Origin of the sequence: Desulfosporosinus hippei DSM 8344, assembly GCF_900100785.1 — a bacterium.
In the GTDB taxonomy this organism is placed as follows: Bacteria; Bacillota; Desulfitobacteriia; order Desulfitobacteriales; family Desulfitobacteriaceae; genus Desulfosporosinus; species Desulfosporosinus hippei.
In genome coordinates, this window is the sequence record NZ_FNCP01000021.1 from 17473 (window position 1) to 31597 (window position 14125).

At 40.5% G+C, this 14125-nt stretch carries 11 protein-coding genes, 1 pseudogene and 1 other annotated feature; of the genes and pseudogenes, 3 read left to right on the forward strand and 9 right to left on the reverse strand.

The window, feature by feature from the left end:
* Positions 1–113: 113 nt before the first annotated feature.
* Positions 114–368, reverse strand: a binding site (T-box leader).
* Positions 369–722: 354 nt separating this feature from the next.
* Positions 723–1793, forward strand: coding sequence for a branched-chain amino acid aminotransferase (locus tag BLS16_RS16295; protein WP_092334734.1), 1071 nt, complete (start codon positions 723–725; stop codon positions 1791–1793).
* Positions 1794–2088: 295 nt separating this feature from the next.
* On the opposite strand, the gene BLS16_RS16300 is transcribed toward BLS16_RS16295, so the two are convergent.
* From BLS16_RS16300 to BLS16_RS16310, 3 genes are read right to left on the reverse strand one after another with little or no spacing between them, the layout of a single operon-like run.
* On the reverse strand, positions 2089–2886 hold the full coding sequence (locus tag BLS16_RS16300; RefSeq protein WP_092334735.1) for an ABC transporter permease subunit: 798 nt from the start codon (positions 2884–2886) through the stop codon (positions 2089–2091).
* Between the two features lie 43 nt (positions 2887–2929).
* Complete coding sequence (locus BLS16_RS16305) at positions 2930–3727, reverse strand: ABC transporter permease subunit (RefSeq protein ID WP_092334736.1); 798 nt, start codon at positions 3725–3727, stop codon at positions 2930–2932.
* Between the two features lie 4 nt (positions 3728–3731).
* Positions 3732–4616: an ABC transporter ATP-binding protein gene (locus BLS16_RS16310; protein WP_092334737.1), complete on the reverse strand. Its 885-nt coding sequence runs from the start codon at positions 4614–4616 to the stop codon at positions 3732–3734.
* Positions 4617–5086: 470 nt separating this feature from the next.
* On the opposite strand from BLS16_RS16310, the gene BLS16_RS16315 reads away from it, so the two are divergent.
* Entirely contained in the window at positions 5087–5599 is a 513-nt protein-coding gene (locus tag BLS16_RS16315) for a ferritin (RefSeq protein WP_092334738.1), read from the forward strand.
* 94 nt (positions 5600–5693) lie between these two features.
* Here BLS16_RS16315 and BLS16_RS16320 read toward each other — a convergent pair whose 3' ends face one another.
* From BLS16_RS16320 to BLS16_RS16350, 6 genes and pseudogenes are all read right to left on the reverse strand, one after another.
* Positions 5694–6848, reverse strand: coding sequence for an L-2-amino-thiazoline-4-carboxylic acid hydrolase (locus tag BLS16_RS16320; RefSeq protein WP_092334739.1), 1155 nt, complete (start codon positions 6846–6848; stop codon positions 5694–5696).
* A 529-nt stretch (positions 6849–7377) separates the two neighbouring features.
* On the reverse strand, positions 7378–7683 hold the full coding sequence (locus BLS16_RS24365) for a hypothetical protein (protein WP_242876333.1): 306 nt from the start codon (positions 7681–7683) through the stop codon (positions 7378–7380).
* Positions 7684–7810: 127 nt separating this feature from the next.
* Positions 7811–8356, reverse strand: coding sequence for a hypothetical protein (locus BLS16_RS16335; protein WP_092334741.1), 546 nt, complete (start codon positions 8354–8356; stop codon positions 7811–7813).
* A 119-nt stretch (positions 8357–8475) separates the two neighbouring features.
* Positions 8476–9837, reverse strand: a pseudogene (locus tag BLS16_RS16340) (ABC transporter ATP-binding protein); the annotation flags it as partial.
* Positions 9749–10846 carry an ABC transporter transmembrane domain-containing protein gene (locus BLS16_RS16345; RefSeq protein WP_242876334.1) on the reverse strand — a complete coding sequence of 366 codons (1098 nt, stop codon included), beginning with the start codon at positions 10844–10846 and terminating at the stop codon, positions 9749–9751. The pseudogene BLS16_RS16340 and the gene BLS16_RS16345, both read right to left, overlap by 89 nt.
* Positions 10847–11134: 288 nt before the next feature.
* Positions 11135–12121: a helix-turn-helix domain-containing protein gene (locus BLS16_RS16350; RefSeq protein ID WP_092334742.1), complete on the reverse strand. Its 987-nt coding sequence runs from the start codon at positions 12119–12121 to the stop codon at positions 11135–11137.
* A 635-nt stretch (positions 12122–12756) separates the two neighbouring features.
* Between BLS16_RS16350 and BLS16_RS16355 the strand changes: the two genes are divergently transcribed.
* Positions 12757–14079: a radical SAM protein gene (locus BLS16_RS16355; protein ID WP_092334743.1), complete on the forward strand. Its 1323-nt coding sequence runs from the start codon at positions 12757–12759 to the stop codon at positions 14077–14079.
* The last annotated feature ends 46 nt before the right edge of the window (positions 14080–14125 follow it).

The window sequence follows — 14125 nt, forward strand, 5'->3', positions numbered from 1 at the left end:
CTAACAATGTGAAAACTCCTTTCATCTCCTAAAATTCGTTTCTCATTCCTATAGGTGACGGTTAGCTGTATGAGTGTTGGCTCGTAAAAAAAACAAAAAAGCTTCTGTCCCCATAAAGGGACAAAAGCTTTTAAACTTCTGCGATACCACCCTAGTTGACGACCCAAAAAATCGCCCACTCATTTTGCATACCATCATATGCACCCCACTGATAACGGACGGGGTTCCCGTCAACGTCTACTCCTGCCCAGCAGTTTCAAGTTGCCCTCACAAGCCCATTCGGAAAAATCTATGCTGCTGCAATCTCACCGCCTGCAACTCTCTAAATACACCCGACTTCTCGTACTTCTCTTGTTCAAAGGTTTTATGTTTAAGAAATTCTATCCTGTTATAGAGGATCTGTCAAGCAAAGATTACATTCATGTTGTTAATTAGTTAATCAGTTGATCAGTGATATAACTTATCGGGGTACTAATCGTCGATAAATAATACCGTTCGCTTACTTCAATAAAATCTGCTAAACTATTTTTATACTTAAAATTTTCCAAAGCTAGTCTCTAGCAGGATTGTGCAAAGATAATTTGAGAATATGATACTAAACAATCACCATGTACACAATATACATGGTGTTTCAGCAAAATTCTTGCTCCTCTGGTATTGAAGAACTAACTTTCAAGGATTATGATTTAGTAGGTACATAAATGAGTTTTGGAGGCATAGTTATGACTGAGATTTCTGTAAGTAAAGTAGAACAGGCTGGAGTATTACCCACCGATGATCAATTGGGTTTTGGAAAGATCTTTACTGATCATATGTTCATAATGGACTACGAGGAGGGTAAAGGATGGCATTCCCCACGGATAGTTCCTTACGGTGAGTTTTCATTCCTTCCTGCAACCATTGTTTTTCATTATGGGCAAGCAATCTTCGAAGGGATGAAAGCCTTCCGAACGTCAAACGATCAGATAGCTGTATTTAGAGCAAATCATTATCTGAATCGCTTCAATAGATCAGCTAGTCATCTCTGCATTCCTCAGATTAATGTTGAAGAAGTAAAAGCAGGTTTATTCCAGCTCTTAGAATTGGACAAAGCATGGGTACCCAGTAAACTTGGTACTTCCCTTTATATAAGACCCTTTATCGTTTCTACTGACGGTTACATAGGGGTTAAGGTTTCCAGTACTTATAAATTATTTATTATTCTCTCTCCTGTAGGTGCCTATTACTCTAATGGTTTTAATCCTGTCAGCATCAAAGTAGAGGATAAGTATGTCCGGGCTACTAAAGGTGGCTTGGGTCAAGCCAAAACTCCGGCCAATTATGCCATGAGTCTTAACGCTCAAGCCGAAGCTCATGAGCAAGGGTTTGATCAGGTATTATGGTTGGATGCAGTACATCGTAAGTATGTTGAAGAGGTTGGCACCATGAATATCTTCTTTAAGATCAACGATGAGATAATTACCCCTGAGCTAAGTGGGAGTATCTTAGGTGGCATAACCCGGCAAACTGTGCTGGAATTAGCCCAAAGCTGGGGATTAAAAACAACTGAGCGCCAAATTTCAATTGAAGAAGTGTATGAGGCTCATGCCAAAGGAGAACTTCAAGAGGTCTTTGGCACAGGCACTGCTGCAGTCATTTCCCCGGTGGGCGAGCTTTCCTGGAAGGGCCAAAAAATTAACATTAATAATAACCAAACAGGTGAATTTGCCAAAAAGCTCTTTGATTTCGTCACTGGCGTTCAGTATGGCAGCGTCCCTGATGAATTCAGCTGGATGGATAAAGTCACGGTCTAATTTTCGGCTGTGTGTTCGTTAATAAGGATAGAAATATTGTTTTTTACAAACACTTTTTAAAAGATTGTAGCTTGAGTGATATACGGATGATTAAACTGAATAGGATTCGATTCTTGAATTTTTTTAAGCCGGAACGTTCAATAATGACGTTTCCGGCTTAAACTTTTTTCAAGAGTTTATAAGAATTACTGTATTTCCACTTACAATCGTCTGGAAAAAATCTGTTCAAAGCTTGCTGCTAAATTCTCTACGAAGGAAAACAACTAGTTTAGGCTCTCCAACATTCACTAGTCTATTAGACTTTCAGATCCCTATTTTTATAGAAAGCATAAGTAGCCATCAACAACACAGCAATAACCCCCACTGATATGAGGACATAAACAGTCTCAAAGCCTCTGTCATACATAAGATTTTTGGCGTCATAATATTTAAAGGGTGTAAAAAACCTCAAGAACTCGAGCTTGTTATTAAGATCAATGGCAATCGATAATATAAACGTAAATAACAGTATTCCTGTGGCAAGGGCGGGAGCAGTCTTAGGATGCTTACTCTTAGCGGCAATCGCAGAACCGACAACCAGAAAAAACAATTGTAAAACAAACATTCCAATCATAAGTCTGGTTATCTCCCCGCTGCCCCCTTCCCCTTGGCTGAATTGTTGCACCATGAGGATTGAGCTGGCATAGGTCACAAGATTAAAGACTACTATGTTAACGAGAGCGGCCAGTAGTTTTGACGTGATAATTGTGTTCCTGGAAACTGGTTTTACGAACAGAAACTCTGCGGTTTTGTCACGTTCCTCCTTAGAGATTATGTTTGCTCCTAACATAGCTGCATGAATGGTAGCCATTACTGCTAAGTAGATAAAAAGAACTCCATAGTATCCTACAGCGGTTGTTAAGTCAAAGCTTCCCATACCCATAACCACTTTAAGGGAGTGGGGCATCTGAGTTAACAGGTCATTGATTGATTGACCCGAGGCAGAAAGTCCTGCATATTTGCCCATACTACTTGAGATTAACAGTGCGACACCAATGCACCAAATAATCAGAGCTTTTCGGTTAGCTCTCATTTCTCGAACAAAAACGTTCATAGTTAAGCCTCCTCCCTTTTACTTCACAGATATCTTTTCCTTGCTATACTGCATGGATGTCGCGCTTGGCATAAATATAATAGCTAGCTAGGATGGCAATCACTATAAAACCTATCGCTACGAAGATAAATGAAGGTTCATAACTTGAATTTTGAATTATATAGGTAAAATCAAAGTATTTAAATGGCGTAAGATAACGTAAGGCATCATCCCCGGTTGTTGAAGCAAAAGCTCCTATCATAAAAAAAGCAAAGACCATACCCAAGGAAACAGATAGGACTGATTTGAGCTTAGGGATTAACAAGGAAACAAAAATTCCCAAGGCCAGGAAAATAAGCTGCAGGTAGAATAAAGTTAACGACAACAGCAGAAATATCTTAATACTGAACTCATTTGTTTCGACATAAGAGGCCATAAGAGTTGCTGCTCCTAAGTAAAGGATGTTTGTGAATACTAAGGAGAGAAAGGCAGCTAATAGCTTGGAAGTTACGATTTGATTACGGGTAACGGGCTTAGTTAATAGGAAATCCGCAGTTTTTTCCCGCACTTCTTTAGATAGGATTGACATGCCTAAGAGCATTGCTTGGATTGCTCCAAAAAGGGATATATACAAGAAGACATAGGAATAGAAGCCTAAAATTGAACCAATACTCTCCACAGAAAGCCCTAGGGCCATTCTAATCGCCTCCGGAAAACCCTCCATTAACCTTTTGAACTCTTCTGCTTCTCTGGAAATGGAGGGAAACATGGAGAGGAAGAGAAGGACTAATCCTGATAATGTCAACGACCAGATTATTGTATTCTTCTTATAGACCCTTAACTCATGTAAAAGCATATTCATACTCTTAGGCCCCTTTTTCATAGAAATGCAAAAAGATTTCTTCAAGATCAGGTTCCTCGACCCAGACATTGGCTATCTCGATTTCCGAAAGTTTTTTCATCATCAAATTTATATTCCCTCTGAATAAAAAACTGATGACATTCCCATTTGCCTCTAAATTACTCACTCCTTCGATATTAAAATAATTCTGCTCTAAAGCAGCCGTTAATTGAACTCTAATTTTTTTATAGTTATTTTCTTGCAAAGCACTAATCTTTTCCAGCTGGATGATTTTCCCTTCCTTGATAATGGCAACCCGATTACACATTCTCTGAACCTCACCTAATATATGAGAAGAAAACAAAATGGTTGAACCCTTTCTGTTTTCCTCTTGTAATAGTTCGAAGAACCTTTGTTGCATAAGAGGATCCAGACCACTTGTCGGCTCATCAAGTATTATTAGTTTCGGCTCATGGAGGAGCCCTTGCACGATGCCAACTTTCTTTTTATTGCCAAAGGATAAGTCGTCAATCCTTTTGTTAAGATTGAGATCCATGATTTCAGCTAACTCTTTTATTCTTTTACTACAATTCTTTTTATAGAAACTTGCCGAATAGTTTAAGAGATCAATGACATTCATTTTGTCATAATAGAATACCTCGGAGGGTAAGTAGCCAATTTCTTTTTTTATTTCCGGGCCATGTTTAATACAGTCCTTCCCAAATATTTTGGCACCACCACTCGTGGGGTAAATAAGGGCCAATAAAGTACGAAGAGTCGTTGACTTTCCCGCACCGTTAGGGCCAATAAAGCCAAAGATCTCTTTCTCCTCTACATTAAAATTAATATCAATAATTCCGCGTTCTTTTCCGTAATACTTGGTTAGACCATTAATCTCGATAACATTCATTTTAGGCCTCCTTTAATTTCTGATTGATAAAAAGATCAAGTTTCTTATCTCCAGACTATTTTTTTCATTACTTGATTTTTATATCCGTTAGATGCAAGGACCTATGCAAATAATTCTCGGGTACCGCGATGACTATAATTCTGAGATTACACTTCAGAAATTTGCCCAATGGTTTATCACAGAGACCATGACTTGTTTGGAACTCAACTCGCTTTTTTCTCTTCTTCCTCTGTTCTAAGGACATGAATAAAAAAAGGCGAGATCCCAAGGAAGATGAGCGCCTGAGTTCAGGTCAAATTCGTCACCAGTGTCGAATTTGGATTGCCGTCACTGTCGGGGCATGTAACTTTAATTACACAATATGTGGCCGGGCTTACGAAGGTAAGGCTCGTTCTCCAACTGATCATAATTCTAGAATGTATATATCAACAAAAATCGCTAATTCTATAGGAAAAGGCAGGTGGTAAATATTGAATAACGAAACGATGGTTAAAGCTCTTAATGACCAAGTAAACAAAGAACTCTTTTCAGCTTATTTTTATCTCGCCATGCAAGCTTATTTCTCATCACTTAACCTGGATGGATTCGCAAATTTTTTCCGTGTCCAAGTTCAAGAAGAACGAGATCATGCTCTGGGTTTTTTCAATTACATCAATAAAATTGGCGGAAAGCTCACCTTTGCTGAGATACAAAAACCACAAAGCGAATTTTCCGATCCTCTAGAGGTATTCGAATTAACCTTAGCCCATGAGCAAACCGTGACTCAATCAATCTACTCTCTCATGGACATAGCCCGAGAAGTCAGAGACCATACTACAGAAATTTTCGTCCAGTGGTTTATTACTGAACAGGCGGAAGAAGAGGAAAATGTGAGTCGGGTTTTAAATAAACTCAAGCTTATCAAGGGGGATGGTGCCGGACTGTTTATGATCGACAACGAACTGGCCCAAAGAGTATATGTTCCCGCAGTAATTCCCGGTTAAGCTTTTCTCAGGGTCAATCGATAAAAGGTCCTTTCCTCATAATAAAGGAAAGGACCTTTTATCTAACCTCACATATTCCTGTCAAGAGGGATTATCACTCTCCACTTTGGGGATGTTTTTGCAAAACATAATAAATTGAGCGAAACTTTTCAGGGTACTTTTTAATTTCAGCGATTTCTTTCCTTTCGTTTTCAAAAAGTGAAGCATTCTTGGCTAGCTGAATTGATTTCTCAAGGTAAGCATAATAATCCTGCCACCACACATTTTCATCCAACTCAAATGCCTGGAGCAGTTCTAAATCATGTCTGGCAAAAATCCTTTGTTTCTCCGGATCATCCTTCAATTCATCATGAATGATGAGATGTCCCCCGGGTTTGAGAAAATCGACCAAAACCGGCAAGCCCTTTTCAAAACCTACTACATTAAGCAGGCCTTCTGCTAAAACGATATCGAAGGAACCGACAGGCAGATGGACATCGAATAAAGACGCTTGGCTGATTTTTACTCGATGACTAAAGTTTAAGACCTCTACTTTCTGCTTTAACCATTCTAAACTTTCGGAATCAGAATCAACTGCCCAAATGCTTCCGAAGTAAATTTCCGCCAAAGCTAAAGATGGTACACCGGTTCCGCATCCCATGTCCAGAATTAGGGGCTGATCAATTGCCGGAATCATAGAAAAGGCTTTGAGGGTGTAGGGAATTAAGTTTTTTCGGCAATCGTCTTTAATTTGATTTAGGTTAAGCAAACTATCAGTATTTTTTCTTCGACAAACCATTTCGCAATATTCGTCGCCATCAAGCACATTTTTGAGGTGGACATACTCACTGCTAGGGTGGAAAGATTCATACTTCGCCTGGTCAACGGAACAATAAATACGACCTATCTTTTGAACCCCCTTTTCCTTCCAATATTCAGCTAAGGGACAGTGGGTAATTTTGATGTGGGTCTTGTTTTCCTCAGGTTCTGCCTTCTCGATATCCCACCCTAGCCAGGGTAGGTCTGCCAGTTCTACATAGTTTTCCGGTAGATGTTCGATTCCCTCTGCCAGAATGTGTTCTTTGTGTTGATTCCCACGTTCGGAGCCAAAGGCTTTTATGGCTCTGCTTACTAGTTCTGTGCCTCGCTCCTCACCCAGCTCACTAAGAACTTCTTTAGTCATATGATAAAATAAAGAAGCCATCATTCTTCCCATTTGTCTTACTTGTATTGCGGCCACTTCCTGCTTGATTACATCGTCCTCTGCCAAAATCTCTCCTCCTTTATGAAAGACTGCCTAGGCTAATTTACCTTCTAAATCATTCGACTCATGTTTGTCCAAATTTTTCACCACTGAACCTCTGATCTGTAAATTTACATCAATTCAATTATTAGAAAAAGGGCTATAACCAAGATATCCAAGATAAGAGTATGAATAAAAATCTTAGAATCTCGAATTTTTACATAGGATAAATAATTTAAAGTACTAAATACCAAGCAAAGCGCTATAAGAATGAATGCCGGAAGAAAATTAGGCATAGTTTCAGGCGGCAAATTATAAATACAGACCCAAATCACAATAAGCAAACAAATATCCAGCACTTTTTTCCTAAAACTGTCTGTTTTGTTCCAGTTGAAGTAGGAGTAATATTTCCCTTTACTGAAACTGTAAATTTCACGAACCATTATGTATAAGTTTACAGCACATAAAATTGCCACATAAAAATAACTAGAACTAGACACATATTTCCCCCCGCTACTACACACAATTACCTGCGAGTGCCTCACAGCACCAGATATTATTCTTTATCTTTTTTACTTAATCTTAACTCCTCTAAGATTTCACAAAGAGTATTATCAATTCTGTTCATCTTTCTTACAAACCATATTAGCAAAACTATTACAATAGTAGGGAGAGTCAACAAATATAGTAAGATGGTTACCGTGGGCGGTGTTACGAATGCAGGAAATAAAAACATTGACCATCCTTCTTTCTTCTTAATCATAAACATCACCTTTGTAATTCCACATCTTGCCTGCACATACCTTCCAATTCTACAAATTAAAGCCTTATGGATCTGATTTTCTTCACCGAAAATAGTCATTCATCCATAAAAAATCCTAGAGGTTGATTAGCAAACTAACCAACCTCTAGGATAAGTACCTCAATCTACTCTTGCCGCTCAGCAAGCACTGGTCACGATATTCGATTAATGAAATTCAATCACACCATTACAAATTTGCTTTATCAGCAAAGTCATATTCATGCCTAATCTGGGCCCAGACTTTCTCCCCCAACTCAGTGAGGGCTATGCTGCCAAGCTCAATTTCTGCAGTATCGCAAAGAAAGCTTGGCGTTTTCTTTCCCTCATTAACCGTTTCAGTGAAGTAGGCAAAAAGAACCGAGTTTGTATGTTGTGTGTAGTCATAGTCCTGGAGGGGAATATCATAGTCGAGAGAGATAAGCCGTTTTTTCTCAAGCCCTGACAAAACCCCTCCGATCTCTTTCACCTTTTCCATGCTGTCATCAAAAGCATTTATATACACCGGTGCGAGAGAAGCAAACCTGGCCTCTTTCTCTTTACTACTACTCATGACAAAGCGGCTGACGGGCAAGTAACTGTTCCGCACAAGACCCTGCAAAACCGCTATTTCCTCTTTGGTGAAGGTCAGAGGGGCGTGAGCATGAGAGCAGTCTTTTTCTGAATCGGAAGAATGGCTGTGGCAGCTGCAGCTATGACTGGAACAATTCGGCGACTGATGTTGCTTAATACTCATATGTTTTTCTCCTGTCCTTTGAATTACTTTGCTTGCTATAATAAAGTTAGGTTACTCTAACTTTATTATAGCATATTAATCCTCGAAAGGTTAGCAAAACAATCCAGTCATTCTGGTACTTAGACACTCCAGCCCAAACTTTGCTGCTGAATGCTGTAAAGCTTCTCATACAATCCCTTTCCGGCCAGCAGCTCTTCATGAGTTCCTTCCTCCACAGCCCTGCCCTGATCCAGGACAATGATTTTATCTGCGCCGGCTATGGTTCTTAAACGATGAGCGATAACGATAACAGTTTTGCCTTGGATGAGCCGGGAAATGGCCTGCTGGATCAAGACCTCATTTTCAGGATCTAAAGAAGCCGTTGCTTCATCCAAAAGAACAATGGGTGCATTTTTGAGCAATGCCCGGGCGATTGAAATTCTCTGTCTCTCTCCTCCGGAAAGAGTACTGCCGTTTTCTCCAAGGATTGTCTGATATCCTTCCGGCAGTCCGCTGACGAATTCATCGCAGCAGGCTGCCTGAGCTGCTGTTCTAACCTCTTCTTCAGAAGCATCTAACTTACCAATGCGAATATTGTTGTAGATAGTATCGTTAAACAACACTACGTCCTGAAAGACAAAGGACATATAACTCATCAAATGTTCCGGGTCCAGAGTCTTGACATCAATACCACCTATTTTCACCGCCCCTCGGTCAACATCCCAGAATCGAGCAATCAGCTTAGACAGGGTACTCTTACCGCTCCCGGAAGGCCCTACCAAAGCCGTGATCCCATTGGCCGGAATGGAGAGGGTCAGATTGTTAATAACCCCTTCCTCTAAGGAAAGCTCACCGGTATAGCTAAAGGATACATTTTCCAGGTCGATATTGTAGTCCTGAATTTCTCTTGTCGCATCCCCCTCCATAATGGGCGTGGAAAACAGCGTTCGCATACGTCCTGTGGATATCTGCATATACAGAAGCTCAGGAAGAAGGGTCAGTTCGGTGAGGATGGGCCCATAGATTCTCACCACAATCAAAAAGAACATCAGTAAGGGGATCAATTCAATTTTCCCACCGGTCAACAGATAAGTCCCTACAAAAACCGTAAGTCCTACTCCCGCCTGGACGACAATTTGAGCACCGGCTACAAACACCCCCGTTCCAAACTCCAATTTTATGGCCATTTGCTTCATTAAGCTCAGGGCTTTCTCTAAGCCAGTGAATTTGGGGCCATGGAGTCCACAGGATTTAATCACTTTAATGCCCTCCAAGTATTCCTGTATTTGATCGGAGGCCGTCAATTTGGCTTCGACGTGCTTTTCACTGATTTTTTTCTGGAACTTTCTGCTGTAGAGAATAATCAAAAAGGCAATGGGGACGGTACAGAAAACCGTCAAGGCCAATCTCCAATCAAAGAGGGTCAGGATCAGACAAATAAGGGTTATGGAGATGGCGTTGGCTAAAAGCTGGGGAATAATGTGGCTTAAGACATGCTCGCTGAAGCAAAACTTCGTCCATTCGTTCTATCCCGCCGGAAATCTGCATCCCGCTGCTGGAAACATACATGATCTTCATCATCACCGAGGAAATAGACGGGACAAATAAGAGGTAGAAGATAAAGGTCAGGGCATAAGCTGCATAATCCCCGGTACCTAAGCCAATCCAGATTCCTACCGGAATGATGAAAAGATAAATATTATTGACAAGAGTGGAAAACCCGGACATGTAGTTCTCCCAGCTTAAGGTATAGGGCAGGACGAAAGAGGTATAGGCTCTAATGGTTTCATGCAGCCTGCGGAAAGAATAGACCGTTTGCTTGAAAGCCTTAACCACTGAAATCCCTCGAATGTATTCCACTGAGGCATTGTTCATTTCTTCCAGTGTTGACTGATATTTATTCATCATAGTTTTGGCCCCGTCATTACCGTAGGCCTTAAATTCCACAATAAAGGCCAGTACAATCCCCACCAAAGCTGCCAAACCAAAGCGCCAATCGAACAAAAGCAGAATTCCCACCATAACCACCGGTGCCATGATAGAGGCCACCAGATCCGGAAACTGATGAGCAATAAAGCCTTCGATCTTCTCGATGTTTTCATCCATGACCTTGCGCAGTTTGCCGCTCCCATAGTTCAGATGAAAGCCCAAGGGTAATTTGGCAATATGGGAAGCAAAGTTCAGCTTCAGCTCATACAGAGTGCCAAAAGCAGCCAAATGAGAACACATTAAGGCTATAAAATAAAGCAATACATTGCCTAACACCCCGCCAAAAGCGATCCACCCCAAGCCGGTTGTCTTTGCTGCATCAAGACTTGTAAAATCCGGATAAACACTGATAATCTCCCCGACAATATAAAAAATTGCGATAAAGGGTACAAAGGAAGCAACAGAGGCCAAGGCCGCAAAGATTCCTGCCCCAATTATTAAAGGCTTCTTTGTCGCGGCCAGCTCCAGGAGCCTGGCAATTCCACTCTTATGCTTTCCGGATTTGGTTTTTCCCTTATCCATCTATCTAACCTCACTCTCAAATATTTTATCTCTGAAGAAAACTTGGCTCTCGCCAACCATCTCCTTTCCTTCACTCCTTAGCCTTCACAGCACGAGAGAGTAGTCCCCCCTCCACATCAGTATTTCTGAAACTTCTTTCAACAGATTGAATAACTATACTCAGTTTATATGATAACGATTATCATTACCGCTCCAAAAAGGCAATAAAAATGCTCCAAAAATTAAATTACTAATCTTTGGAGCATTTCTTATAATAAGATCCTTAATGAGCAGCCCTGTACGCTGTCACTATTGCTGTTTGCTTTTCTTGGTTTTTCTGTATCTCAAGGGGGCAACCCCATTGTGGTGTTTAAAAAGCTTGGCAAACTTGCTGGCATTTTCATAGCCAATTTCATTACAGATGTCAATTATCGACTTATCCGTATGAACCAGGTAATATTTGGCCTTCTCTAATCTGAGGATTTTGATGTAATCGTGAACCGTCTCTCCGGTTAATCGTTTGAAGCCCACTTGCAGTTTATAGACGCTTGTATTGAGCTGCTCGGCCAAGTCTCGGATCAGAGGAGGATTTTCTAAATTGCTATGGATTATTTCCTCAGCTTTTTTAATAATTTCGTCATTCTGTGCTTGCTTGCTAAGTTTCTGTTCATACCACTTATCTTCAAAAAAGACCGCAATAAACTCCAACACCTTTAATTTGAGCTTAAAATATCCCAACATATTATTTCTCTGGATCTGTTTAATTTCTTCGGCAATTATTTTAAGATTATAACTAATTTTTCTAATGATTAAAATTTCATTTGTAAACAGATTTCTCATCATTGTTTGCCATTCATCAATGATTCTCGCTTCCCAAATGGGATTGACAGCATTGTTGATCAGGTCAAAATTTATATGAATTGAGATAAAGCTGGCATCTTTATACTCAAAGATAAAGCGCTCCTCGTCGTTGACCATATTATAGACAAATATTTCACCGCATTTTATTTCATACTCCCGGTCAGAGGGTAAAGCTCGGATTCGAGCAGATCCTGAATAACAATAACCCACCTCAATAATTACCTCAGGGCACCTTTGATTCTGGAAATCCAGATCTATTGTTCCGTTAATTAAAATATTCGAGATCTCCAGTCCATTTTCTATGTTCATTCGTTCAATATTGCCCTCTCGGCAGCCATCTCCTAAAAGGTAACTTTTCCCTAACAGCTGATCGTATGTTTGGCAGCCATACTTCTTCATGATGTAGTCATAATAGCTATCAATAAAACTCATCATATTTTCCCGGTTCACCTCCCTACTCAACCGGAAAACGGACTCTGTTTGAAATCCTCCATTCTTATTTCGCCAAGCTTTCTGCCTTTCCTTCCAGGGATGTCCTATTTTTCAAAACCATGCAAATTAGCTGCGCCCTCCCTCTCGGATCAGTCGCCACTGAAAATTGTAATTTAGAAATATTAACGATATACTATAAAATATCCTCCCGGGGGAAATTATTGTACAGCTGTTACGAACTATAACACAGAATAATTCTGGGGAGATTGTCACTTGAAAGCAACAAACTAAGGGATTTTTCCGGGAGTTTTGGCGGCAGTTCTCTTCAGCATCAGTGCACCCTTTTCTAAACTATTGCTTGCCGAAATACCGCCATCCTTAATGGCGGCTTTGCTCTATTTGGGTGCAGGTCTCGGAATTTTCATCTTGAATCTTATTTGCAATCTGAAATCCAAAGACCAAAGAGAAGCCAAAATCACGCGCTGCGATTTGCCCTTTGTGGATATTCACCACTTCCATGGGCATTAAGCATACTTCACATTTCGTAAATCTTCAGAGGCTGTCTATTATTTTGCAGCAATTATTGCCTGTGTAGTGAATCTCAGAATAACCAGCTAAACACGAGAGGGGCTTGTAGAATGCTCATAAATTTATCTCCGGAACAACTGACAAGAGTAAAAAACCCTGCTCTCAAAGAATATGGGCAAATCTATCTTACAATCGCAGATCGATTTAAGGACTGGGCTAACCAGACAGGACTAATCCTGGATGAAGACCTTTCCGGAGAAACGGCAGCACTCCTCAAAAGTCTCCACACTAAAGGGGCCTTGTTTAGAAATGATAATAAAAGTATCTATGTTAACCAGATATCTCCTGCTTGCGTTGCCTGTCAAAAAGGGGTAGGCAGCATCTCTTTATTTATTTCCTTGATGTGTCACCGTGATTGTTATTTTTGCTTTAACGAAAACCAAGATAATTACGAGGAGTTTTCGCAACATAAGCGAAGCTGCCTGGAAGAACTGGACTCCCTCCATCAGCAGGGCGGCAAACTGGCCCACTTGGGACTAACCGGCGGTGAGCCCTTGCTCCACAAGCCTGAAACTGTCGAATTCTTTCGGCGAGCCAAGGAAAAATTCCCCCGGGTTTATACTCGTTTATACACATCCGGAGATTTAATTGATGAGACTCTTCTAAAGGACCTTCAAGAAACTCATCTTGACGAGATCCGTTTTAGTATTAAAGTAGATGATCCGCAAAGCTTAAAGGAGGATATCTTGGCCAAGATGTCCTTAGCCAAGAACTTTATCCCCGCTGTAATGGTGGAAATGCCCGTCATCCCCGGAACCTTAGAGGTCATGAAAGACTTACTTGTAAAGTTGGATTCCCTGGGTATATTTGGAATTAACCTCTTGGAATTCTGTTTCCCCCTAAACAATGTGGAGATTTTTCAGAAAAACGACTTTAAAATTAAAAATCCTCCCTATCGGGTTCTCTATGACTACTGGTATGCCGGCGGGCTGCCCATCTCCCGCAGTGAAATAGAGTGTCTTCAGCTTCTGGAATTCATCCTCGATGAGAAACTAAGTCTCGGCGTCCAGTATTGTTCTTTAGAAAACAAGCATACGGCTCAAATCTACCAGCAAAATCTTGATCAGCGAGTGGCTAAGACCCAGTTTTTTTCTAATAAGGATTACTTCTATAAGTCTGCCAAGGTGTTCGGCGAGGACATTTCTAAAGTCCTCAAGGTCTTTAGGAAGCTCCATAATACAAATTATATTCTTAATGAAGACTATCAATTTCTAGAGTTTCATGTGGAAAGGATCAAAGATCTCAAGAAGTTGGAGATTGAAATAGGAATCTCTTACAATGTAATGGAAAAACGCGAGCATGAAACTTATCTCAGAGAATTGAAACTTGATTTGACCTCGCCGAAGAGCTTCGATCAAAAGTTTGATCTATAGCCCTTCTGACAGCATAAGAGACCATAGGGTTCTCTGCCACTTAAAA

Bases quoted from the DNA above. Each gene is read 5' to 3' on its own strand.
- BLS16_RS16335 (WP_092334741.1), bottom strand. From the start codon at position 8,356: ATGAGTATTAAGCAACATCAGTCGCCGAATTGTTCCAGTCATAGCTGC.
- BLS16_RS16300 (WP_092334735.1), bottom strand. From the start codon at position 2,886: ATGAACGTTTTTGTTCGAGAAATGAGAGCTAACCGAAAAGCTCTGATT.
- BLS16_RS16295 (WP_092334734.1), top strand. From the start codon at position 723: ATGACTGAGATTTCTGTAAGTAAAGTAGAACAGGCTGGAGTATTACCC.
- BLS16_RS16345 (WP_242876334.1), bottom strand. From the start codon at position 10,846: ATGGATAAGGGAAAAACCAAATCCGGAAAGCATAAGAGTGGAATTGCC.
- BLS16_RS16350 (WP_092334742.1), bottom strand. From the start codon at position 12,121: ATGATGAGTTTTATTGATAGCTATTATGACTACATCATGAAGAAGTAT.
- BLS16_RS24365 (WP_242876333.1), bottom strand. From the start codon at position 7,683: ATGACTATTTTCGGTGAAGAAAATCAGATCCATAAGGCTTTAATTTGT.
- BLS16_RS16355 (WP_092334743.1), top strand. From the start codon at position 12,757: ATGCTCATAAATTTATCTCCGGAACAACTGACAAGAGTAAAAAACCCT.
- BLS16_RS16310 (WP_092334737.1), bottom strand. From the start codon at position 4,616: ATGAATGTTATCGAGATTAATGGTCTAACCAAGTATTACGGAAAAGAA.
- BLS16_RS16305 (WP_092334736.1), bottom strand. From the start codon at position 3,727: ATGAATATGCTTTTACATGAGTTAAGGGTCTATAAGAAGAATACAATA.